Consider the following 21,388-nt stretch of genomic DNA (forward strand, 5'->3'; position numbering starts at 1 on the left):
GAAGCCAGGGCGAGAAAACGGCCGAAATCTCGCCCTGAGTTCACGCTCGGCGCAGATAACTAGGCCCCATAGACCGGAACCGGCGGCCGCGACTTGGCCAACAGGTCGCTGACGACGGGCCCCAGCTCGGCCGGATCCCATTTCACGCCCTTGTCCACCTGCGGGCCATGCGCCCAGCCCTCGGCGACCCGGATGATGCCGCCCTCGACCTCGAATACCTTCCCAGTGACATCGCGGGACTCCGCACTGCCCAGCCATACCACCAAGGGTGAGACGTTCTCCGGGGCCATCGCGTCGAACCCCTCCTGCGGCTTGGCCATCATCTCCGCGAACACAGTCTCGGTCATGCGGGTGCGCGCCGCCGGCGCGATCGCGTTGACGGTCACGCCGTACCGCCTCATTTCGGCGGCGCCGACGAGCGTCAGCGCCGCGATTCCGGCCTTGGCGGCGCTGTAGTTGCCCTGCCCCACGCTGCCCTGTAGGCCCGCGCCAGAGCTGGTGTTGATGATCCGCGCGTCAATGTCTTTCGGGGCTTTGCCCGCCTTGGACAGTCCCCGCCAATGGGACGCGGCGTGCCGCATGGTGGCGAAGTGGCCCTTGAGGTGCACCGCGATGACAGCGTCGAACTCCTCTTCGCTGGTGTTGGCGATCATCCGGTCCCGCACGATGCCGGCATTGTTCACCAGGACGTCCACACCACCGTACGTCTCGACGGCGGCCTGGATCAGGTTGGCCGCCTGGTCCCAGTCCGAGATGTCCGACCCGTCGGCGACGGCTTGGCCACCGGCCGCAAGGATCTCGTCGACCACGTCTTGGGCTGCGCTGCCGCCGCTTGCCGGCGAACCGTCCAGGCCCACACCGATATCGTTGACCACCACGCGCGCACCCTCGGCCGCGAAGGCCAACGCATGTGCGCGGCCGATGCCGCCACCCGCTCCGGTGACGATGACCACCCGGCCGTCGACCAAGCCCATGACCCCATTGCTCCTTTGCTCGTCACTTGTTGGCACTCGAGGCGCCCAGGTACGGCGGCGGCTCACCGCCGCCGTGCACCTCGAGCGTCGCCCCGCTGATATATGACGCCGCATCGGACGCCAAAAACGCTGCAGCCCAACCAATGTCGGCAGGTCGTGCCAGCCGGCCCAACGGCACCGTGGCGGCGACGCGAGCGATCGACTCGGCATCACCGTAGAACAGTTCGGACCGTTCGGTTTCCACCATGCCGACCACCACGGCGTTGACCCGAACCTTGGGTGCCCATTCCACCGCCAGCGTGGTGGTCAGGTTTTCCAGGCCTGCCTTGGCCGCGCCATAGGCCGCCGTGCCGGGAGTGGGACGGCGACCGCTGACGCTACAGATGTTTACGATCGACCCACCGTTGGGCTGCGCTTGCATCAGCACGTTGGCGTGCTGGGAAACCAGCAGCGGTGCAAGCACATTGAGCTCGACGATCTTTCGGTGGAAGTTGTGTGTCGCCTCGGCGGCCAGCGCGTATGGCGAGCCGCCCGCGTTGTTGACCAGCATGTCGAGTCGGCCGTGCCGCTCCCCGATCTCACCGACCAGGCGCTTGACCGAGTCCTCGTCCCGGATGTCGCAGCGGTGGAACTCATACGGTTGGCCGTCGACCGCTCGTCGCGCGCAGGTGATCACGGTCGCGCCCTGTTCGGCGAATACCGAGCTGATGCCCGCGCCTACCCCGCGGACACCGCCGGTGACCAAAACCACCCGCCCGGCCAGCCCGAAATTGATGGCGTCGGCTGCCTCGGCGAGAGTCACTGTGCTAGCGTACCAAGCAAGTGCTTGCTTAGGTAGCGAACCCGCAGGAGTGCAATGCCGATCACCTCCACCACGCCCGAACCGGGCATCGTCGCGGTCACCGTCGACTACCCGCCGGTCAACGCCATCCCGTCGAAAGCGTGGTTCGACCTGGCCGACGCGGTGACGGCCGCGGGCGCCAACTCCGACACCCGCGCGGTGATCCTGCGGGCCGAGGGGCGCGGCTTCAACGCCGGGGTGGACATCAAAGAGATGCAACGAACCGAAGGTTTCACGGCGCTGATCGACGCCAACCGCGGCTGCTTCGCCGCATTCCGCGCCGTCTACGAGTGCGCGGTGCCGGTGATCGCCGCCGTGAACGGATTCTGCGTGGGCGGCGGCATCGGCCTGGTCGGCAACTCCGACGTCATCGTGGCCTCCGAGGACGCCACCTTCGGCCTGCCCGAGGTGGAACGGGGCGCGCTGGGCGCGGCCACGCACCTCTCGCGGCTGGTGCCCCAGCACCTGATGCGACGGCTGTTCTTTACGGCGGCCACCGTGGACGCGGCCACCTTGCAGCACTTCGGCTCGGTGCACGAGGTGGTGTCCCGCGATCAGCTGGACGAGGCCGCTTTGCGGGTGGCCCGCGACATCGCCGCCAAAGACACCCGGGTCATCCGCGCCGCCAAGGAGGCGCTGAACTTCATCGACGTGCAACGGGTCAATGCGAGTTACCGGATGGAGCAAGGTTTTACCTTCGAGCTCAACCTCGCCGGAGTCGCCGACGAGCACCGCGACGCCTTTGTGAAGAAGTCATAGTGCCCGATAAACGAACCGCTCTTGACGACGCCGTCGCGCAATTGCGCAGCGGCATGACCATCGGCATCGCCGGCTGGGGCTCGCGGCGCAAGCCCATGGCGTTCGTGCGGGCCATCCTGCGCTCGGATGTCACCGATTTGACGGTGGTCACCTACGGCGGGCCGGACCTGGGGCTGCTGTGCTCGGCGGGCAAGGTCAAGCGGGTCTACTACGGGTTCGTCTCGCTGGACTCGCCGCCGTTCTACGACCCGTGGTTCGCGCACGCCCGCACCAGCGGCGCGATCGAGGCCCGGGAGATGGACGAGGGCATGCTGCGCTGCGGTTTGCAGGCCGCGGCACAACGGCTGCCGTTCCTGCCTATTCGCGCCGGGCTGGGCAGCTCGGTACCACAGTTCTGGGCAGGCGAGCTGCAGACGGTCACGTCGCCGTATCCGGCGCCTGGCGGCGGGTACGAGACACTGATCGCCATGCCGGCACTGCGCCTGGATGCCGCCTTCGCCCACTTGAATCTCGGTGACAGCCACGGCAATGCGGCCTACACCGGCATCGACCCCTACTTCGACGATCTCTTCTTGATGGCCGCCGAGCGGCGCTTTCTGTCGGTGGAGCGCATCGTCGCCACCGAGGAACTGGTCAAATCGGTGCCGCCGCAGGCGCTGTTGGTCAACCGGATGATGGTCGACGCCATCGTGGAAGCACCCGGCGGCGCCCACTTCACCACCGCCGCACCGGACTACGGGCGCGACGAGCAGTTCCAGCGGCACTACGCCGAAGCGGCGTCGACACAGGTGGGTTGGCAGCAGTTCGTGCACACCTACCTATCCGGCACCGAAGCGGACTACCAGGCCGCGGTGCACAACTTTGGAGCATCACGGTGAGCACCCGAGCCGAAGTGTGTGCCGTCGCCTGCGCCGAGTTGTTCCGCGATGCAGGCGAAATCATGATCAGCCCCATGACCAACATGGCCTCGGTAGGGGCGCGGCTGGCGCGGCTCACCTTCGCGCCGGACATTCTGCTGACCGACGGCGAGGCTCAGCTGCTCGCGGACACACCGGCATTGGGCAAGACGGGCGCCCCAAACAGGATTGAGGGGTGGATGCCGTTCGGCCGGGTTTTCGAAACCCTGGCCTGGGGGCGCCGGCACGTGGTGATGGGCGCCAATCAGGTCGACCGCTATGGCAATCAGAACATCTCGGCGTTCGGGCCGCTGCAGCGGCCGACCCGGCAGATGTTCGGCGTCCGCGGCTCGCCGGGCAACACCATCAACCACGCCACCAGTTACTGGGTGGGCAACCACTGCAAGCGGGTCTTTGTCGAGGCCGTCGATGTGGTCTCCGGCATCGGCTACGACAAGGTGGATCCGGACAATCCGGCCTTCCGGTTCGTCAACGTCTACCGGGTGGTGTCCAACCTAGGCGTGTTCGACTTCGGCGGCCCCGACCACTCCATGCGGGCGGTATCCCTACACCCCGGGGTGACGCCCGGCGACGTCCGCGACGCCACCTCGTTCGAGGTGCATGACCTCGACGCGGCCGAGCAGACCAGGCTGCCCACCGACGACGAACTGCACCTGATCCGCGCGGTAATCGATCCGAAGTCGTTGCGGGACAGGGAGATACGATCATGATTGTTCCGCCTCCTCTCCCCCGCAAGCGGGAGGTGCGCCCACATCGCTTCGTCCCCTGCAAGCGGGTGGTACCCCCACTGCATTGTCGGCGGTGGCTATGAGGCTGCGTACGCCGCTGACCGAGCTCATCGGCATCGAGCACCCGGTGGTGCAGACCGGGATGGGCTGGGTGGCCGGTGCCCGGCTGGTGTCGGCCACCGCCAACGCGGGCGGGCTGGGCATCTTGGCCTCGGCCACCATGACGCTGGACGAGCTGGCGGCGGCGATCACAAAGGTCAAGGCCGTCACCGACAAGCCATTCGGGGTGAACATCCGCGCCGACGCAGCCGACGCGGGCGACCGCGTCGAGTTGATGATCCGCGAGGGGGTGCGGGTGGCCTCGTTCGCGTTGGCACCCAAACAGCAGCTGATCGCCCGGCTCAAAGAAGCCGGCGCGGTGGTCATACCGTCGATCGGCGCGGCCAAACATGCGCGCAAGGTGGCGGCCTGGGGCGCCGACGCGATGATCGTGCAGGGCGGCGAGGGCGGCGGCCACACCGGGCCGGTCGCCACCACGCTGCTGTTGCCGTCGGTGCTGGACGCCGTGGCGGGCACCGGCATCCCGGTGATCGCCGCCGGCGGCTTCTTCGACGGGCGCGGGCTAGCCGCGGCGTTGTGCTACGGCGCCGCCGGGGTGGCCATGGGCACCCGGTTTCTGCTCACCTCGGATTCCACCGTGCCCGACGCGGTCAAACGGCGTTACCTGCAGGCCGGCTTGGACGGCACCGTGGTCACCACCCGCGTCGACGGGATGCCGCACCGGGTGCTGCGCACCGAGCTGGTCGAGAAGCTGGAAAGCGGCTCGCGGGCACGAGGTTTCGCGGCCGCGCTGCGCAATGCCGGCAAGTTTAGACGGATGTCGCAGATGACCTGGCGGTCGATGATCCGAGACGGCCTGACCATGCGCCACGGCAAGGAATTGACCTGGTCACAGGTGCTGATGGCGGCAAACACCCCGATGCTGCTCAAAGCCGGCCTGGTCGACGGCAACACCGAGGCCGGGGTGCTGGCATCGGGCCAGGTAGCGGGCATTCTTGACGACCTACCGTCGTGCAAAGAGCTGATCGAGTCGATCGTGCTTGACGCCATCACACATTTACAAACCGCATCTGCGCTGGTGGAGTGACTGACGCGTGTCAAGCAGAGTACGCTATCGCAGCTATGTCGACCGTCGAGATGGACCAGGCGGCTCCAGAGTCCGCCGCGCACCACCCTCTGCCGGACCCCGGTGAGTCGGTCCCCAGACTCGCGCTGCCCACGATCGGGATCTTCCTGGCCACGCTCACCGCGTTCGTCGGTTCTACGACCGCTTACATCAGCGGATGGATCCCGTTCTGGGTGACGATCCCCGTCAACGCCGCGGTCACGTTCGTGATGTTCACCGTCGTGCATGACGCATCGCATTACGCGATCAGCTCCATCCGGTGGGTGAACGGGCTGTTCGGGCGGCTGGCGTGGCTTTTCGTCGGGCCGGTGGTCGCGTTCCCGGCCTTCGGGTACATCCACATCCAGCACCACCGCCATTCCAACGACGACGAGCAAGACCCGGACACCTTCGCCTCACACGGCTCGCTGTGGGTGCTGCCGTTGCGCTGGTCGATGGTCGAGTACTTCTACATCAAGTACTACCTGCCTCGCGGCCGCAGCCGGCCGGTCATCGAGGTCGCCGAGACGCTGGTGATGATGACCCTGTTCCTGACCGGCCTGATCGTCGCCATCGTCACCGGCAACTTCTGGACGCTGGCGATCGTCTTCCTGATCCCGCAACGTATCGGCCTTACCGTGCTGGCCTGGTGGTTCGACTGGCTGCCCCACCACGGTCTGGAGGACACCCAGCGCAGCAACCGCTACCGCGCGACCCGCAACCGGGTTGGCGCCGAGTGGCTGTTCACCCCGGTGCTGCTGTCGCAGAACTACCACTTGGTGCACCACCTGCACCCGTCGGTGCCGTTCTACCGGTACCTGCGCACCTGGCGGCGCAACGAGGAGGCGTATCTGGAACGCAACGCCGCGATCTCCACGGTCTTTGGCCAGCAACTGAATCCGGACGAGTACCGGCAGTGGAAGGAGCTCAACGGCCGGCTCGCGCGACTGCTGCCGGTGCGGATGCCGGCCCGCTCCAGCTCGCCGCACGCGGTGCTGCACCGCATCCCGGTCGCGTCGGTGGATCCCATCACCGCCGATGCCACCCTGGTGACTTTCGCGGTGCCGGAAGCATTGCGGGACGCGTTCCGATTCGAGCCGGGCCAGCACGTGACGGTGCGCACCGACCTGGGCGGCCAAGGCATCCGGCGCAACTACTCGATCTGCGCCCCGGCCACCCGCGCCCAGCTGCGCATCGCCGTCAAACACATTCCCGGCGGGGCGTTTTCGACGTTCGTGGCCAACGAACTGAAGGCCGGCGACGTGCTCGAGCTGATGACACCGACCGGCCGGTTCGGCACCCCGCTGGATCCGTTGCACCGCAAGCACTATGTGGGCCTGGTGGCCGGCAGCGGGATCACCCCGGTGCTGTCCATCCTGGCGACCACGCTGGAGATCGAGACCGAAAGCCGATTCACGCTGATCTACGGCAACCGCACCAAGGAATCGACGATGTTTCGGGCCGAGCTGGATCGTCTGGAGTCGCGCTATGCCGACCGGCTGGAAATCCTGCACGTGCTCTCCAGCGAGCCGCTGCACACCCCGGAGCTGCGCGGGCGCATCGACCGAGACAAACTCACCAGGTGGCTGACGAGTACCCTGCGGCCGGCCGGTGTGGACGAATGGTTCATCTGCGGCCCGCTCGCCATGGCCACCGCGGTGCGCGAGACCCTGATCGAGCACGGCGTGGACTCCGAGCGCATTCACCTGGAGTTGTTCTACGGGTTCGACACGCCCCCGGCGACCCGTCCCTCCTATGCGGGAGCCACCGTCACCTTCACGCTGTCCGGGCAGCGGGCGATATTCGATCTGGTGCCCGGCGACTCGATTCTGGAAGGGGCGCTGGGGCTGCGCAGCGATGCGCCGTATGCGTGCATGGGCGGCGCATGCGGCACCTGCCGAGCCAAACTGATCGAGGGCAACGTCGAGATGGACCACAACTTCGCCCTCCGGAAGGCGGAGCTGGATGCCGGCTACATCCTGACCTGCCAGTCACACCCGACGACACCATTCGTCGCCGTCGACTACGACGCCTAGGTTCGTGGCGCCGCCCCATACTTGCGCCGACTGTGAATCTGACGACGCGACACGCCGATTCGCCGTCGTGTGGTTCACTCTCGGCGCTCATGGGCGCCATCCCGCCGCCCGCATCGCGGCATCGACGCGGCCAACGAACGTGCCCCGGCGGTACCAGAGCAGCTCACTGGTGACCCTGATGATCGTCCAGCCCAGATCCAGCAACGCGGTGGACCGCTCGATGTCCCGAGCCCGCTGCGCCGGGTCTGTCCAATGCTGTGGCCCGTCATACTCGACACCGACTCGCAATTGCTCGTAGCCCAGGTCGATGCGGGCGACGAAGTCCCCGTAGTCGTCAAACACTCTGATCTGTGTTTGCGGCTTCGGCAGACCGGCATCGATCAACACCAATCGGGTCCACGTCTCCTGTGGGGATTCCGCACCCCCGTCGATCAGCGGCAGCACCGCACGGAGGCGGACCAGGCCGCGCGCACCGGTATGTTCGGCAATGACGGCCTGCACGTCGGCGACCTTGACATCGGTCGAATTCGCCAACGCGTCCAGCCGTTGAACGGCCTGCAGCCGCGAGGGTGTGCGCCGCCCGATATCGAAGGCGGTGCGCGCCGGGGTGGTTACCGCGACACCGTCAACCGCAACCGTCTCGTGCGGCGCCAATCGATCCGTGTGCACGACGATGCGCGGCGGAGGCTTTCGATTGGCGTGCACTAACTCTGCGTCAAGCGCTGGGTTTACCCACTTCGCGCCAAGCAGCGCCGCCGCCGAATTGCCGGCCACGACGGCGCGGCGCCGCGACCACAGCCACGCCGCGTGGGCGCGCTGGCGCGCCGTCAGCTCCACACCGGCCGGGGCGTAGACGCCCGGGTAGACTGGCTCGTAGAGCTGTCTCATGGCCCGCTCCGGAATGGCCTTTGCGGCCAACACTTCCGAGCCCAGGACGGGCCATGGAAGTTCGTCCATGGCCACATCCTGGCATCACCCACCGACACCCCGCCGACAGTGAATCGCACGACGCGACACGCCGACGACCCGTCGTGAGATTCACCCTCGGCGCCAACGAAGGCCTACAGCCGCTCGATAATGGTGACGTTGGCGGTGCCGCCGCCCTCGCACATGGTCTGCAGCCCGTAGCGGCCACCGATGCGCTCCAGCTCGCCCAGCATGGTGGTGAACAGTTTGGCGCCGGTGGCGCCTAGCGGATGCCCCAGCGCGATCGCGCCGCCGTTGGGGTTGACCTTCGCCGGGTCGGCCTTGATTTCCTTGAGCCAGGCCATAACTACCGGCGCGAACGCCTCGTTGATCTCGACGGTGTCGATGTCGTCGATGGCAAGCCCGGTCTTGTCCAGCGCGTACCGGGTGGCGGGGATGGGTCCGGTCAGCATGAATACCGGGTCGGCGGCGCGCGCACTGATGTGGTGGATGCGGGCACGGGGCCTAAGTCCATGGTCTTTGACGGCCCGCTCGGAGGCCAGCAACACTGCACTGGCGCCGTCGGAGATCTGACTGGCCATCGCCGCCGTCAGCCGGCCGCCCTCGACCAGCGGCTGCAAGCCGGCCATCTTCTCCAGCGACGACTCCCGCGGGCCCTCATCAACCCGGAACGGCCCGGATTCGGTTTCCACAGTGATGATTTCGTTTTCGAAGTGGCCGGCGCGGATCGCCGCGAACGCGCGTTCGTGGCTGGTCAGCGAGTACCGCTCCATCTCTTCACGGGACAGGTTCCACTTCTCGGCGATCAGCTCCGAGCCACGGAACTGTGAAATCTCCTGGTCGCCATACCGGTGTAACCATTGCTTGGATTCGTTGGTCGGCGAGGTGAACCCGAACTGTTCGCCCACGGTCATCGCCGACGAGATCGGGATCTGGCTCATGTTCTGCACGCCGCCGGCCACGATGACATCCGCCGTGCCGGACATGATCGCCTGCGCGCCAAAGGAAATCGCCTGCTGGCTGGATCCGCACTGGCGGTCCACGGTGACACCGGGGACCTCTTCGGGATAGCCGGCGGCCAGCCACGACAGTCGGGCGATGTTGCCCGCCTGTCCGCCGATGGCGTCGACACATCCGGCGATCACGTCGTCGACGGCGGCGGGGTCGATGTCGGTCCGGTCCAGCAGTCCGCGCCAGGCCAGGGCACCCAGGTCGACGGGATGGATACCGGCCAGTGCGCCGCCCCGCTTGCCGACCGCGGTCCGTACGGCGTCGATGACGTACGCCTCTGTCATAACCGCTCCTCTCCCGTTGCCAGTGAGTGGTACCCCCACCGCATCGTCGTCGACACGGGGCATTTCAGACTCCCTCTTTGGTGATCCCGCCAAGCACGATGGCTAGGTATTGCTGGCCCACCTGCTGGGCGGTGAGCGGCCCACCGGGTCGATACCAGCGCACCGACACCCAGGTGGTGTCACGGATGAATCGGTAGACCAGGTCGACGTCTAGGTCGGGCCGGAAGTAGCCCTCTTCGATGCCCTGGTTGAGCACGTCCACCCACATCTTGCGCTGCTGCTTGTTACGGTCCTCGATGTAGGAAAACCTGGGTTGCGACGCCAGCCGTTGCGCTTCATCCTGGTAGATCACCACTTGCGCGTGATGATGCTCGATCGCCTCAAACGACGCCATGAACAGGCCCTGCAGCCGCTCCAGCGGATTGGCCGTGCTATCCACGATGTCGCGGTAACGGGCGAAGAGCCAATCGAGGAAACCGCGTAACAGCTCATCGACCATCTCCTCTTTGGAGGCGAAATGGTGATACAGGCTGCCGGATAGGATGCCGGCGCCGTCGGCGATATCGCGCACGGTGGTGGCGCGCAGTCCGCGCTCGGCGAACATCGCCGCCGCGAGCTCCAGCAACTCGCCTCGCCGGCTATTGACCTGACCGGCCACTCGATCCATCCGACCAGACTATCAACCAAGCGCTTGCTCGGCCAGCTGCGACCTCGATGGGGTGGGAATCCGGGAATTCGGTACGAGGGATGCGCCCTTCGCTCACCGGGGCATTAGATGCGACGTTGCTGGCGCTGGATGGACGCCTTGCCCGCACAGCCCGGCCCAGGTGCAGGATCGAGGGGCTTGGTACCTGATCACGGGAGACATCTGGGGTATCGGCGGAGAGTGCCTAGCGTTCTGGGCATTCTGGCGGATTGCGCATATTCTTCCGCGCGTCGTCATAGCCTAATCGGACTACGCGGATCGTGCCGATCACCCTGGTGCGGCGGCGGCGCCAGTAACGAGGAGGTCAACATGGCTCATTTTTCGGTGTTGCCGCCGGAGATCAACTCGTTGCGGATGTACCTGGGTGCCGGTTCGGCGCCGATGCTTCAGGCGGCGGCGGCCTGGGACGGGCTGGCCGCGGAGTTGGGAACCGCCGCGTCGTCGTTCTCCTCGGTGACCACGGGGTTAACCGGGCAGGCGTGGCAGGGCCCGGCGTCGGCGGCGATGGCCGCCGCGGCGGCGCCGTATGCGGGCTTTTTGACCACAGCCTCGGCTCAAGCCCAGCTGGCTGCCGGGCAGGCTAAGGCGGTGGCCAGCGTGTTCGAGGCCGCCAAGGCCGCGATCGTGCCTCCGGCCGCGGTGGCGGCCAACCGTGAGGCGTTCTTGGCGTTGATTCGGTCGAATTGGCTGGGGCTCAACGCGCCGTGGATCGCCGCCGTTGAAAGCCTTTACGAGGAATACTGGGCCGCTGATGTGGCGGCGATGACCGGCTATCACGCCGGGGCCTCGCAGGCCGCCGCGCAGTTGCCGTTGCCGGCCGGCCTGCAACAGTTCCTCAACACCCTGCCCAATCTGGGCATCGGCAACCAGGGCAACGCCAACCTCGGCGGCGGCAACACCGGCAGCGGCAACATCGGCAACGGAAACAAAGGCAGCTCCAACCTCGGCGGCGGCAACATCGGCAATAACAACATCGGCAGCGGCAACCGAGGCAGCGACAACTTCGGCGCCGGCAACGTCGGCACCGGAAACATCGGCTTCGGCAACCAGGGCCCCATAGACGTTAACCTCTTGGCGACGCCGGGCCAGAACAACGTGGGCCTGGGCAACATCGGCAACAACAACATGGGCTTCGGCAACACCGGCGACGCCAACACCGGCGGCGGCAACACCGGCAACGGCAACATCGGTGGCGGCAACACCGGCAACAACAACTTCGGCTTCGGCAACACCGGCAACAACAACATCGGAATCGGGCTCACCGGCAACAATCAGATGGGCATCAACCTGGCCGGGCTGCTGAACTCCGGCAGCGGCAATATCGGCATCGGCAACTCCGGCACCAACAACATCGGCTTGTTCAACTCCGGCAGCGGCAACATCGGCGTCTTCAACACCGGAGCCAATACCCTGGTGCCTGGCGACCTCAACAACCTGGGCGTCGGGAATTCCGGCAACGCCAACATCGGCTTCGGGAACGCGGGCGTTCTCAACACCGGCTTCGGGAACGCGAGCATCCTCAACACCGGCTTGGGGAACGCGGGTGAATTAAACACCGGCTTCGGAAACGCGGGCTTCGTCAACACGGGGTTTGACAACTCCGGCAACGTCAACACCGGCAATGGGAACTCGGGCAACATCAACACCGGCTCGTGGAATGCGGGCAATGTGAACACCGGTTTCGGGATCATTACCGACAGCGGCCTGACCAACTCGGGCTTCGGCAACACCGGCACCGACGTCTCGGGCTTCTTCAACACCCCCACCGGCCCCTTAGCCGTCGACGTCTCCGGGTTCTTCAACACGGCCAGCGGGGGCACTGTCATCAACGGCCAGACCTCGGGCATTGGCAACATCGGCGTCCCGGGCACCCTCTTTGGCTCCGTCCGGAGCGGCTTGAACACGGGCCTGTTTAACATGGGCACCGCCATATCGGGGTTGTTCAACCTGCGCCAGCTGTTGGGGTAGCGCGACACTCACGGGTGCTGGCAGGATACCGAAATCACCTCACCAGTCAGGTAACTCGAGTAGTCGCTGGCCAGAAACGCGATGGTGGCCGCCACCTCCCAGGGCTCGGCGGCCCGGCCGAACGCCTCGCCGGCCGCCAGCCGGTCCAGCAGCTCGGCCGAGGCGGTCTTGTCCAGGAACTTGTGCCGGGCGATGCTGGGCGAGACGGCGTTGATCCGCACCCCATACTCGGCGGCTTCGATTGCGCTGCACCGGGTCAACGCCATCACCCCGGCCTTGGCGGCGGCATAGTGCGACTGCGAATGCTGGGCCCGCCAGCCCAGCACGCTGGCGTTGTTGACGATCACCCCGCCATGCGGCGCGTCGCGGAAGTAGCGCAATGCGGCCCGGGTGGCCCGGAACACCGACGTCAGGCTCACGTCTAACACGCGGTCCCACTCGTCGTCGGTCATGTCGGCCACCGGCGTCTGCCCGCCCAGCCCGGCGTTGTTGACCAGCACGTCGAGCCGGCCCATCCGGGCGGTGGTCGAGTCGATCAGCGCGTCGACCTGGGCGGTGGACGTCACGTCGCACACCACATGCTCCACCCGGCCCAGCCCCAGCGCAGACAACTCGGCGGCCGTCTCCCCCAGCCGTCGTTCATGGTGGTCCGAGATCACCACGTCGGCGCCCTCCGCCAAGGCTCGCCGCGCGGTGGCCGAACCGATGCCGGTGCCCGCAGCCGCCGTCACGACGACCACCTTGCCATCCAGAAGTCCATGTCCGGCAATCTCTTTCGGCGCTACGGACAGGTTCATCCCTTGGCCTCCCGGGGCAGACCGAGCACCCGCTCGGCGATGATGTTGCGCTGGATCTCGTTGGATCCTCCGTAGATGGTGTCGGCGCGGGTGAATAGATATAGCCGCTGCCACTCGTCGAACTCGCCGTCGGGCATGGTCATTCCGGGTTTACCGATCACGTCCATGGCCAGCTCACCCAGGTTGCGATGCCAGTTGGCCCACAACAACTTTGACACATTGTCCTGGCCGGGCTGCTCAACGGCTGGCCCTTCCATGGTGGCCAAAGCATAGGAGCGCATGGCGCGCAGCCCGGTCCACGCCCGGGTCAGCCGCTCCCGGATCAGCGGGTCATCCGCGGCGGCGGTGCGCCGCGCCAGCTCGACCAGATTGGAAAGCTCACGGGCGTAGACGATCTGCTGACCCAGCGTCGAGACGCCGCGCTCGAAGGTCAGCGTCGCCATCGCGACCCGCCAGCCGTCGCCCGGTGCGCCGACCACCAGGTCGGCGTCGGTGCGGGCGTCGTCGAAGAACACCTCGTTGAACTCCGCGGTGCCGGTGATCTGCACGATCGGCCGGATCTGCACGCCGGGCTGGTCCAGCGGCACCAGCAGATACGACAGGCCGGCGTGGCGCTGCGAGCCCTTCTCGGTGCGTGCGAGCACAAAGCACCATTGCGACAGGTGCGCCAGCGACGTCCACACCTTCTGGCCGTTTATCACCCACTGGTCGCCGTCGAGTTCTGCGGTGGTCGCAACGCTGGCCAGGTCGCTGCCAGCGCCGGGCTCCGAATATCCCTGACACCACAGCTCGGTGACGTCGCGGATGCGCGGCAGGAAGCGCCGCTGCTGCTGCGGCGTTCCGAACGCGATCAGCGTCGGACCCAGCAGTTCCTCGCCGAAGTGGTTGACCTTGTCCGGCGCGTCGGCGCGGGCGTATTCCTCGTAGAACGCCACCCGGTGCGCGGTCGAGAGCCCCCGCCCGCCGTGTTCTTCCGGCCAGCCCAGGCAGGTCAGCCCCGCGGCGGCCAGGCGCTGATTCCACGCCCGGCGTTCCTCGAACGCTTCGTGCTCGCGCCCCGGCCCGCCGAGGCCCTTAAGTGCCGCGAATTCGCCGGCCAGATTGTCGGCGAGCCAACCGCGGACCTGCGCCCGGAACTCCTCGACGTCCTGCATGCCCTGTAGGCTAACCTACCAAGCACTTGCTTTGTTAGGAGCGTCCGTTGATAAACGATCTGCGCACCGTGCCCGCGGCGCTGGATCGTCTCGTGCGCCAGCTACCCGACCACACGGCGTTGATCGCCGAGGACCGGCGTTTCACGTCGACCGAGCTGCGCGACGCGGTCTACGGCGCCGCGGCGGCGCTGATCGCCCTCGGTGTCGAACCCGCAGACCGGGTGGCCATCTGGTCGCCGAACACCTGGCACTGGGTGGTGGCCTGCCTGGCGATCCACCACGCCGGCGCCGCGGTGGTGCCGTTGAACACCCGCTACACCGCCACAGAAGCCACCGACATCTTGGACCGAGCCGGCGCGCCGGTGCTGTTCGCGGCGGGCCTCTTCCTGGGCGCCGACCGGGCGGCCGGCCTGGACCGGGCCGCGCTGCCCGCGTTGCGGCACGTCGTGCGGGTGCCGGTCGAAGCCGACGACGGGACCTGGGACGAGTTCATCGCCACGGGTGCCGGGGCCCTGGATGCCGTCGCAGCCCGTGCCGCCGCCGTCGCACCCCAGGACGTCAGCGACATCCTGTTCACCTCCGGCACCACCGGCCGCAGCAAAGGCGTGCTGTGCGCGCACCGGCAGTCGCTGTCGGCCTCGGCATCCTGGGCCGCCAACGGGAAGATCACCAGCGACGACCGCTACCTGTGCATCAACCCGTTCTTCCACAACTTCGGCTACAAGGCCGGCATCCTGGCCTGCCTGCAGACCGGTGCCACGCTGATCCCGCACGTGACGTTCGATCCGCTGCACGCGCTGCGGGCCATCGAGCGCCACCGCATCACCGTGTTGCCGGGCCCTCCGACCATCTACCAGAGCCTGCTGGATCACCCGGCCCGCAAAGACTTCGACCTGAGCTCGCTGCGGTTCGCGGTCACCGGTGCGGCCACCGTGCCGGTGGTGCTGGTGGAGCGCATGCAGTCCGAACTTGACATCGACATCGTGCTGACCGCCTACGGGTTGACCGAGGCCAACGGGATGGGGACGATGTGCCGCCCCGAGGACGACGCGGTGACCGTTGCGACGACGTGCGGGCGGCCGTTCGCCGACTTTGAGTTGCGCATTGCGGACGACGGGGAAGTGTTGCTGCGCGGGCCGAACGTCATGGTGGGCTATCTGGACGACACGGAGGCGACCGCGGCCGCCATCGACGCCGACGGCTGGCTGCACACCGGCGACATCGGTGCCGTCGACCAGGCGGGCAACCTGCGCATCACCGACCGCCTGAAGGACATGTACATCTGCGGCGGATTCAACGTCTATCCCGCCGAGGTCGAGCAGGTGCTGGCCCGGATGGACGGCGTCGCGGACGCCGCGGTGATCGGCGTTCCCGACCAGCGGCTGGGCGAGGTCGGCCGGGCGTTCGTGGTGGCGCGCCCCGGCACGGGCCTCGACGAGGCATCGGTGATCGCTTACACCCGTGAACATTTGGCGAACTTCAAGACACCCCGGTCGGTGCGGTTCGTCGACGTACTGCCGCGCAACGCCGCCGGTAAGGTGAGCAAACCACAACTGCGAGAGCTGGGCTAGATGGACCTGAATTTCGACGACGAGACCCTGGCCTTTCAGGCCGAGGTGCGCGAGTTCCTCGCCGCCAATGCCGCATCGATCCCGACGAAGTCCTACGACAATGCGGAAGGCTTTGCGCAACACCGTTATTGGGACCGAGTACTGTTCGACGCGGGCCTGTCGGTGATCACCTGGCCGGCTAAGTATGGTGGCCGGGACGCGCCGCTGCTGCACTGGATCGTGTTCGAGGAGGAGTACTTTCGCGCCGGCGCCCCGGGCCGGGCCAGCGCCAACGGCACCTCGATGCTGGCGCCGACGCTGTTCGCGCACGGCACAGCCGAACAGCTTGACCGGATCCTGCCGAAAATGGCTAGCGGCGAACAGATCTGGGCGCAGGCCTGGTCGGAGCCGGAATCCGGCAGCGACCTGGCGTCGCTGCGCTCCACCGCGAGCAAGGTCGACGGCGGCTGGCTACTCAACGGGCAGAAGATCTGGAGCTCGCGGGCGCCGTTCGCCGACATGGGTTTTGGGCTGTTCCGCTCCGATCCCGCGGTCGAACGGCACCGCGGGCTCACGTATTTCATGTTCGACCTGAAAGCCAAGGGTGTTACCGTGCGCCCAATCGCCCAACTGGGCGGCGACACCGGTTTCGGTGAGATCTTTCTCGACGACGTGTTCGTCCCCGACCGGGATGTGATTGGGGCACCGAACGACGGATGGCGCGCGGCCATGAGCACGTCAAGCAACGAGCGCGGCATGTCGCTGCGCAGCCCAGCCCGCTTCCTGGCCTCCGCCGAACGGCTGGTCCAGCTGTGGAAGGACCGCGGCTCGCCCCCGGAGTTCGCCGACCGGGTCGCCGACGCCTGGATCAAGGCGCAGGCCTACCGGCTGCAGACCTTCGGCACGGTGACCAGGCTGGCCGCCGGTGGCGAACTGGGGGCGGAATCGTCGGTGACCAAGGTGTTCTGGTCCGAGCTGGACGTGCACTTGCATCAGACCGCGCTCGACCTGCGCGGCGCCGATGGGGAGCTGGCCGGCCCGTGGACCGAGGGGTTGCTGTTCGCCCTGGGCGGCCCGATCTATGCCGGGACCAACGAAATCCAGCGCAACATCATTGCCGAACGGCTGCTGGGCCTGCCACGCGAGAAGACGTGACCATGGAATTCGCACTCAACGAACAGCAGCGCGACTTCGCGGCCAGCATCGACGCGGCGCTCGGCGCCGCCGACCTGCCCGGCGTCGTCCGTGCTTGGGCTGCCGGTGATGTGGCGCCCGGCCGCAAGGTGTGGCAGCAGTTGGCCAACCTGGGCGTCACCGCGTTGGGCGTAGCGGAGAAGTTCGACGGACTGGGTGCCAGTCCGGTCGATCTGGTTGTCGCGCTCGAACGTCTCGGGCGCTGGTGCGTGCCCGGCCCGGTCACCGAATCCATTGCCGTGGCACCGATTCTGCTGGCTCATGATGATCAGGCTGAACGCAGCCATGGGCTAGCTTCCGGTGAGCTCATCGCCACCGTGGCCATGCCGCCGCGGGTTCCGCGCGCCGTCGACGCCGACACCGCCGGGCTGGTACTGCTCGCGGGCGATGGCAGCGTCACCGAAGGGACGCCGGGTGATTGCCACCGGTCCGTCGACCCCAGCCGGCGGCTGTATGAGGTGGCGGCATCCGGCCAGGCCTGGCGGGCCCCGAAAGACGTAGTGGCGCGCGCCTATGAGTTCGGGGCGCTGGCCACCGCCGCACAACTGGTCGGCGCCGGGCAGGCGCTGCTGGAGGCCGCCGTCAACTACGCCAAACAGCGCACGCAGTTCGGCCGGGCGATCGGCTCGTATCAGGCCATCAAGCACAAACTCGCCGACGTGCACATTGCGATCGAGCTGGCCTGCCCCCTGGTTTACGGCGCGGCCGTGTCACTCGAGCCGCGCGATGTCAGCGCCGCCAAAGCCGCCGCGAGCGAGGCGGCTCTGCTGGCGGCACGCTGGGCGTTGCAGACCCACGGCGCCATCGGGTTCACCTGCGAGCATGACCTGTCGCTGTGGTTGTTGCGGGTGCAGGCGTTGCACTCGGCCTGGGGTACGCCGCAGGAGCATCGGCGGCGTGTGCTGGAGGCGCTATGACCCCCCCTGAAGAACGGCAGATGCTACGGGAAACCGTCGCCTCCCTGGTGGCTAAGCATGCCGGCCCGGCGGCGGTGCGCGCAGCGATGGCCTCCGACCGCGGCTACGACGAATCGCTGTGGCGGCTGCTATGTGAGCAGGTCGGTGCCGCCGCGCTGGTCATTCCGGAGGAGCTGGGCGGCGCGGGCGGTGAACTCGCCGATGCCGCGATCGTCGTGCAGGAGCTGGGCCGGGCGCTGGTGCCTTCTCCGCTGCTGGGCACCACGCTGGCGGAGCTGGCGCTGCTGGCCGCAGCTAAGCCGGATGCGCAAGCACTCACGGAGCTTGCCCAAGGCAGCGCGATCGGCGCGCTGGTGTTGGACCCCGACTACGTGGTCAACGGCGACATCGCCGATATCGTCGTCGCCGCCACCAGCGGGCAGCTGACCAGGTGGACTCGCTTTAGCGCGCAGCCCGTCGCCACCATGGACCCCACTCGCCGGCTGGCCCGCCTGCAATCCGAAGAGACCGAGCCGCTGTGCCCCGATCCCGGAATCGCCGACACCGCAGCAATCCTGTTGGCGGCCGAGCAGATCGGCGCCGCCGAACGCTGCCTGCAGCTGACCGTCGAATACGCCAAGAGCCGAGTGCAATTCGGCCGCCCGATCGGCAGTTTCCAGGCCCTCAAGCATCGGATGGCCGACCTGTATGTGACCATCGCCGCGGCCCGGGCCGTCGTCGCCGACGCCTGCCACGCGCCCACACCCACCAACGCCGCCACCGCGCGGCTGGCCGCCAGCGAGGCGTTGAGCACCGCGGCGGCCGAGGGCATCCAACTGCACGGCGGCATCGCGATCACCTGGGAACACGACATGCACCTGTATTTCAAACGAGCGCACGGCAGTGCACAATTGCTCGAGTCGCCACGAGAGGTGCTGCGCCGTTTGGAATCTGAGGTGTGGGAGTCGCCGTGACGGATCGTGTCGCCCTGCGTGCCGGCGTTCCCCCGTTCTACGTGATGGACGTCTGGTTGGCGGCCGCGGAGCGCCAGCGCACCCATGGGGATCTGGTGAATCTTTCGGCGGGCCAACCCAGTGCGGGCGCTCCGGAACCGGTGCGTGCGGCCGCGGCCGCCGCCCTGCATCTCAACCAGTTGGGATACTCGGTGGCGCTGGGTATTCCGGAGCTGCGCGACGCTATCGCCGCGGATTACCAACGCCGGCATGGCATCACCGTCGAACCCGATGCGGTGGTGATCACCACGGGCTCCTCGGGCGGCTTTCTGCTCGCGTTTCTGGCGTGCTTCGACGCCGGTGATCGGGTCGCGATGGCCAGTCCCGGCTACCCGTGCTACCGGAATATCCTGTCAGCGCTGGGATGTGAGGTCGTGGAGATCCCGTGCGGACCGCAGACCCGATTCCAACCGACCGCGCAGATGCTGGCCGAGATCGACCCACCGCTGCGCGGTGTCGTCGTCGCCAGCCCGGCCAACCCGACCGGAACCGTCATCCCGCCCGAAGAACTGGCGGCCATCGCGTCGTGGTGTGACGCATCGGATGTCCGGTTGATCAGTGATGAGGTCTACCACGGCCTGGTGTACCAGGGGGCACCGCAAACCAGCTGCGCCTGGCAGACGTCGCGAAACGCGGTGGTAGTCAACAGCTTTTCCAAGTATTACGCGATGACGGGCTGGCGGCTGGGCTGGCTGCTGGTGCCGACGGTGCTGCGCCGCGCGGTGGACTGCCTGACCGGCAACTTCACCATCTGCCCGCCGGTCTTGTCGCAGATCGCCGCGGTGTCCGCGTTCACCCCGGAGGCGACCGCCGAGGCCGACGGCAACCTGGCCAGCTACGCGATCAACCGCTCGCTGTTGCTGGACGGTCTGCGTCGCATCGGCATCGACCGGCTGGCACCCACCGACGGCGCATTCTACGTCTACGCCGACGTCTCGGACTTCACCAGCGATTCGCTGGCCTTCTGCTCAAAGTTGCTGGCCGACACCGGTGTTGCGATCGCACCCGGAATCGATTTCGACACCGCACGGGGGGGTTCGTTTGTTCGGATATCGTTTGCCGGGCCAAGCGGCGACATCGAAGAAGCCTTACGGCGCATCGGCTCCTGGCTGCCGAGCCAATAGCTCGTCGATGCGCGTCTCGAGCGCGCCGCGCTCGCCGATATCTGCCACGTTGATCCCGAACCGTTCGCTCAGGGTGTCGACAACCGCTGCCGCATCGGCAAGGCGGATCTTCTCGGTACCACCGGCACGGTGAACGGCAAGGTCGCGGCCAGATAGGTTCCACCGGGCGTCGTCGGTGATCACCGCGGCGGTCAGTCCCGTGACGAACTTCGATGCCGGGTGTGTTGAGGCGTACCAGCTGGCCACTTTCAGATCGATCTGCGGGCGGGTCTGGGTGGTGAATTCGTACAGTGTCTGCCATGTGTCCCGGACCATCGCCTGCAAGACAAAGCCGTCGACGCGGTCCTCGAGCCGATAAGGTTCGTGCGTTGTCGGCTGGACGGCGCCGGTTTCGAGGCGAAGCGGTGAGGTCGGTGTTTGGCCGCCGAATCCGACGTCGACGAGATAGCATCCGCCCGAGCCGGGGAACGTGACCCCCAGCAGGGTGTGCGTCTGCGGCGGCAGGGGCGCGTCCGGCGCGAGCTTCCAGACGACGCGGGCGGCGAATCGGCGCACCCGATAGCCGAGTTCGGCCAGCACATAACCCATCAGCCCGTTGTGCTCAAAGCAGTACCCGCCTCGGCGCCGAAGTACCAGCTTGTCGGCCAGCGCCTGTGGACTGAGGTCGTCGACCGGCACCCCCAGCAGCGGGTCGAGGTTCTCGAACGGAATCGTTCGACTGTGCACGGTCACCAGATCCTGCAGAACATCCAGGGTTGGATCGGTAGCGCCGCGATAGTTGATGCGATCGAAGTACGCGGTCAGATCCAGTGCCATGTTGCCATTCTGACCTCGTCGCCGCGTCGGACCGACCGCAGGGTATTCGGGCGTTCGTCGCGCAGCCGGCCAACTATGTCGCACCGATTGTGGTTTGCCACATGAGTTTCTGGGTCGACGGCAAACAAAGTGCCCTCGCAGCGACACGTGTCGGCGGCTACGGCAAACTGCCCGCTGACACTCACCCATCCGGTGGCTGCTCGCGCCATCTGGCCGAATGCCCGGCGGGTCGGAGGATCGGCGCCGGACACAACAACGCATCATGATGCCTGTTACTGATGCTATTGCCGACCCACGGCACCGGAGGCTTGCAGGCCGGTGTCGACTTGGACGACAAGGAAGCCCTCGCCGAACTGATCGGCGACAATGCTGCTCCTTGACGTAAGCGTCTGCATATTCGCCATCCGCGAGGACAGCTGCCCCAACCACGCGACATACCGGACGTGGCTCACCAGACTGCTTACCGGCGACGGCGAGCAGACGCAAAATCGCCCAACACGCCCGCAAAATGGGCGATTTTGCGTCTGC

General features: G+C 67.0%; 20 protein-coding genes and 1 other annotated feature. Of the genes, 11 read left to right on the forward strand and 9 right to left on the reverse strand.

The features are described from left to right. Nucleotides 1–59 precede the first annotated feature (59 nt). Together Rv3548c and Rv3549c are read right to left on the reverse strand one after the other, a co-directional pair. Nucleotides 60–974 carry a short-chain type dehydrogenase/reductase gene (locus Rv3548c; RefSeq protein NP_218065.1) on the reverse strand — a complete coding sequence of 305 codons (915 nt, stop codon included), beginning with the start codon at nt 972–974 and terminating at the stop codon, nt 60–62. A 22-nt stretch (nt 975–996) separates the two neighbouring features. Then, on the reverse strand, nt 997–1,776 hold the full coding sequence (locus Rv3549c; protein ID NP_218066.1) for a short-chain type dehydrogenase/reductase: 780 nt from the start codon (nt 1,774–1,776) through the stop codon (nt 997–999). Between the two features lie 54 nt (nt 1,777–1,830). Between Rv3549c and echA20 the strand changes: the two genes are divergently transcribed. The 5 genes from echA20 (at nt 1,831) to fdxB (ending at nt 7,420) form a co-directional block, all read left to right on the forward strand. Further along, nucleotides 1,831–2,574, forward strand: coding sequence for an enoyl-CoA hydratase EchA20 (gene echA20, locus Rv3550; protein NP_218067.1), 744 nt, complete (start codon nt 1,831–1,833; stop codon nt 2,572–2,574). Beyond that, nucleotides 2,574–3,452 carry a CoA-transferase subunit alpha gene (locus Rv3551; RefSeq protein ID NP_218068.1) on the forward strand — a complete coding sequence of 293 codons (879 nt, stop codon included), beginning with the start codon at nt 2,574–2,576 and terminating at the stop codon, nt 3,450–3,452. Before echA20 ends, Rv3551 begins: the two co-directional genes overlap by 1 nt. Next, complete coding sequence (locus tag Rv3552) at nt 3,449–4,201, forward strand: CoA-transferase subunit beta (protein ID NP_218069.1); 753 nt, start codon at nt 3,449–3,451, stop codon at nt 4,199–4,201. The genes Rv3551 and Rv3552 overlap by 4 nt, the downstream gene beginning before the upstream one ends. Before the next feature lie 44 nt (nt 4,202–4,245). Beyond that, nucleotides 4,246–4,303: a repeat region (58 bp Mycobacterial Interspersed Repetitive Unit,Class III.), on the reverse strand. Beyond that, nucleotides 4,299–5,366, forward strand: a complete 1,068-nt coding sequence (locus Rv3553; RefSeq protein ID NP_218070.1) for an oxidoreductase — start codon at nt 4,299–4,301, stop codon at nt 5,364–5,366. It overlaps the preceding feature by 5 nt. Beyond that, on the forward strand, nt 5,363–7,420 hold the full coding sequence (fdxB, locus tag Rv3554) for an electron transfer protein FdxB (protein ID NP_218071.1): 2,058 nt from the start codon (nt 5,363–5,365) through the stop codon (nt 7,418–7,420). The genes Rv3553 and fdxB overlap by 4 nt, the downstream gene beginning before the upstream one ends. 87 nt (nt 7,421–7,507) lie before the next feature. On the opposite strand, the gene Rv3555c is transcribed toward fdxB, so the two are convergent. From Rv3555c to Rv3557c, 3 genes are all read right to left on the reverse strand, one after another. Further along, nucleotides 7,508–8,377, reverse strand: a complete 870-nt coding sequence (locus Rv3555c; protein ID NP_218072.1) for a hypothetical protein — start codon at nt 8,375–8,377, stop codon at nt 7,508–7,510. Between the two features lie 104 nt (nt 8,378–8,481). Next, the gene (gene fadA6 / locus Rv3556c) at nt 8,482–9,642 is read right to left on the reverse strand and encodes an acetyl-CoA acetyltransferase FadA (protein NP_218073.1); all 1,161 of its coding nucleotides are present in this window, start codon (nt 9,640–9,642) and stop codon (nt 8,482–8,484) included. A 64-nt stretch (nt 9,643–9,706) separates the two neighbouring features. Beyond that, entirely contained in the window at nt 9,707–10,309 is a 603-nt protein-coding gene (locus Rv3557c) for an HTH-type transcriptional regulator KstR2 (protein NP_218074.1), read from the reverse strand. A gap of 348 nt (nt 10,310–10,657) precedes the next feature. Between Rv3557c and PPE64 the strand changes: the two genes are divergently transcribed. Beyond that, nucleotides 10,658–12,316: a PPE family protein PPE64 gene (gene PPE64 / locus Rv3558; protein ID YP_177988.1), complete on the forward strand. Its 1,659-nt coding sequence runs from the start codon at nt 10,658–10,660 to the stop codon at nt 12,314–12,316. 8 nt (nt 12,317–12,324) lie between these two features. Here PPE64 and Rv3559c read toward each other — a convergent pair whose 3' ends face one another. Further along, nucleotides 12,325–13,113: an oxidoreductase gene (locus tag Rv3559c; RefSeq protein ID NP_218076.1), complete on the reverse strand. Its 789-nt coding sequence runs from the start codon at nt 13,111–13,113 to the stop codon at nt 12,325–12,327. Beyond that, the gene (fadE30, locus tag Rv3560c; protein NP_218077.1) at nt 13,110–14,267 is read right to left on the reverse strand and encodes an acyl-CoA dehydrogenase FadE30; all 1,158 of its coding nucleotides are present in this window, start codon (nt 14,265–14,267) and stop codon (nt 13,110–13,112) included. The genes Rv3559c and fadE30 overlap by 4 nt, the downstream gene beginning before the upstream one ends. Before the next feature lie 47 nt (nt 14,268–14,314). Here fadE30 and fadD3 point away from each other — a divergent pair, with 47 nt between their 5' ends. Genes fadD3 through aspB form a run of 5 tightly spaced genes read left to right on the forward strand, consistent with a single transcriptional unit; the run spans nt 14,315 to nt 20,044 of the window. Continuing rightward, nucleotides 14,315–15,838: a fatty-acid--CoA ligase FadD3 gene (gene fadD3 / locus Rv3561; RefSeq protein ID NP_218078.1), complete on the forward strand. Its 1,524-nt coding sequence runs from the start codon at nt 14,315–14,317 to the stop codon at nt 15,836–15,838. After that, nucleotides 15,839–16,972, forward strand: a complete 1,134-nt coding sequence (gene fadE31, locus Rv3562; protein ID NP_218079.1) for an acyl-CoA dehydrogenase FadE31 — start codon at nt 15,839–15,841, stop codon at nt 16,970–16,972. Further along, the gene (gene fadE32 / locus Rv3563; RefSeq protein NP_218080.1) at nt 16,969–17,928 is read left to right on the forward strand and encodes an acyl-CoA dehydrogenase FadE32; all 960 of its coding nucleotides are present in this window, start codon (nt 16,969–16,971) and stop codon (nt 17,926–17,928) included. Before fadE31 ends, fadE32 begins: the two co-directional genes overlap by 4 nt. Continuing rightward, on the forward strand, nt 17,925–18,881 hold the full coding sequence (fadE33, locus tag Rv3564) for an acyl-CoA dehydrogenase FadE33 (RefSeq protein ID NP_218081.1): 957 nt from the start codon (nt 17,925–17,927) through the stop codon (nt 18,879–18,881). Before fadE32 ends, fadE33 begins: the two co-directional genes overlap by 4 nt. After that, nucleotides 18,878–20,044 (forward strand): aspartate aminotransferase AspB, encoded by a 1,167-nt coding sequence (gene aspB / locus Rv3565; protein NP_218082.1) that lies wholly within the window; start codon nt 18,878–18,880, stop codon nt 20,042–20,044. The genes fadE33 and aspB overlap by 4 nt, the downstream gene beginning before the upstream one ends. Here the strand turns inward: aspB and nat are convergent. Together nat and Rv3566A are read right to left on the reverse strand one after the other, a co-directional pair. Next, entirely contained in the window at nt 20,009–20,860 is an 852-nt protein-coding gene (gene nat, locus Rv3566c; protein ID YP_177989.1) for an arylamine N-acetyltransferase, read from the reverse strand. The two genes, aspB and nat, sit on opposite strands and share 36 nt — an antisense overlap. Next, nucleotides 20,845–21,111 carry a hypothetical protein gene (locus Rv3566A; RefSeq protein YP_177990.1) on the reverse strand — a complete coding sequence of 89 codons (267 nt, stop codon included), beginning with the start codon at nt 21,109–21,111 and terminating at the stop codon, nt 20,845–20,847. Before Rv3566A ends, nat begins: the two co-directional genes overlap by 16 nt. Between the last annotated feature and the right edge of the window lie 277 nt (nt 21,112–21,388).

It is taken from the genome of Mycobacterium tuberculosis H37Rv, from assembly GCF_000195955.2.
Lineage (GTDB): Bacteria > Actinomycetota > Actinomycetes > Mycobacteriales > Mycobacteriaceae > Mycobacterium > Mycobacterium tuberculosis.

What these genes read in the sequence shown, in the direction of transcription:
- fadE30 (NP_218077.1), bottom strand. Translation starts at nt 14,267, where the DNA reads ATGCAGGACGTCGAGGAGTTCCGGGCGCAGGTCCGCGGTTGGCTCGCC.
- Rv3553 (NP_218070.1), top strand. Translation starts at nt 4,299, where the DNA reads ATGAGGCTGCGTACGCCGCTGACCGAGCTCATCGGCATCGAGCACCCG.
- Rv3559c (NP_218076.1), bottom strand. Translation starts at nt 13,113, where the DNA reads ATGAACCTGTCCGTAGCGCCGAAAGAGATTGCCGGACATGGACTTCTG.
- fadA6 (NP_218073.1), bottom strand. Translation starts at nt 9,642, where the DNA reads ATGACAGAGGCGTACGTCATCGACGCCGTACGGACCGCGGTCGGCAAG.
- Rv3555c (NP_218072.1), bottom strand. Translation starts at nt 8,377, where the DNA reads ATGGACGAACTTCCATGGCCCGTCCTGGGCTCGGAAGTGTTGGCCGCA.
- fadE33 (NP_218081.1), top strand. Translation starts at nt 17,925, where the DNA reads ATGACCCCCCCTGAAGAACGGCAGATGCTACGGGAAACCGTCGCCTCC.
- Rv3548c (NP_218065.1), bottom strand. Translation starts at nt 974, where the DNA reads ATGGGCTTGGTCGACGGCCGGGTGGTCATCGTCACCGGAGCGGGTGGC.
- Rv3557c (NP_218074.1), bottom strand. Translation starts at nt 10,309, where the DNA reads ATGGATCGAGTGGCCGGTCAGGTCAATAGCCGGCGAGGCGAGTTGCTG.
- fadE31 (NP_218079.1), top strand. Translation starts at nt 15,839, where the DNA reads ATGGACCTGAATTTCGACGACGAGACCCTGGCCTTTCAGGCCGAGGTG.
- echA20 (NP_218067.1), top strand. Translation starts at nt 1,831, where the DNA reads ATGCCGATCACCTCCACCACGCCCGAACCGGGCATCGTCGCGGTCACC.
- nat (YP_177989.1), bottom strand. Translation starts at nt 20,860, where the DNA reads ATGGCACTGGATCTGACCGCGTACTTCGATCGCATCAACTATCGCGGC.
- PPE64 (YP_177988.1), top strand. Translation starts at nt 10,658, where the DNA reads ATGGCTCATTTTTCGGTGTTGCCGCCGGAGATCAACTCGTTGCGGATG.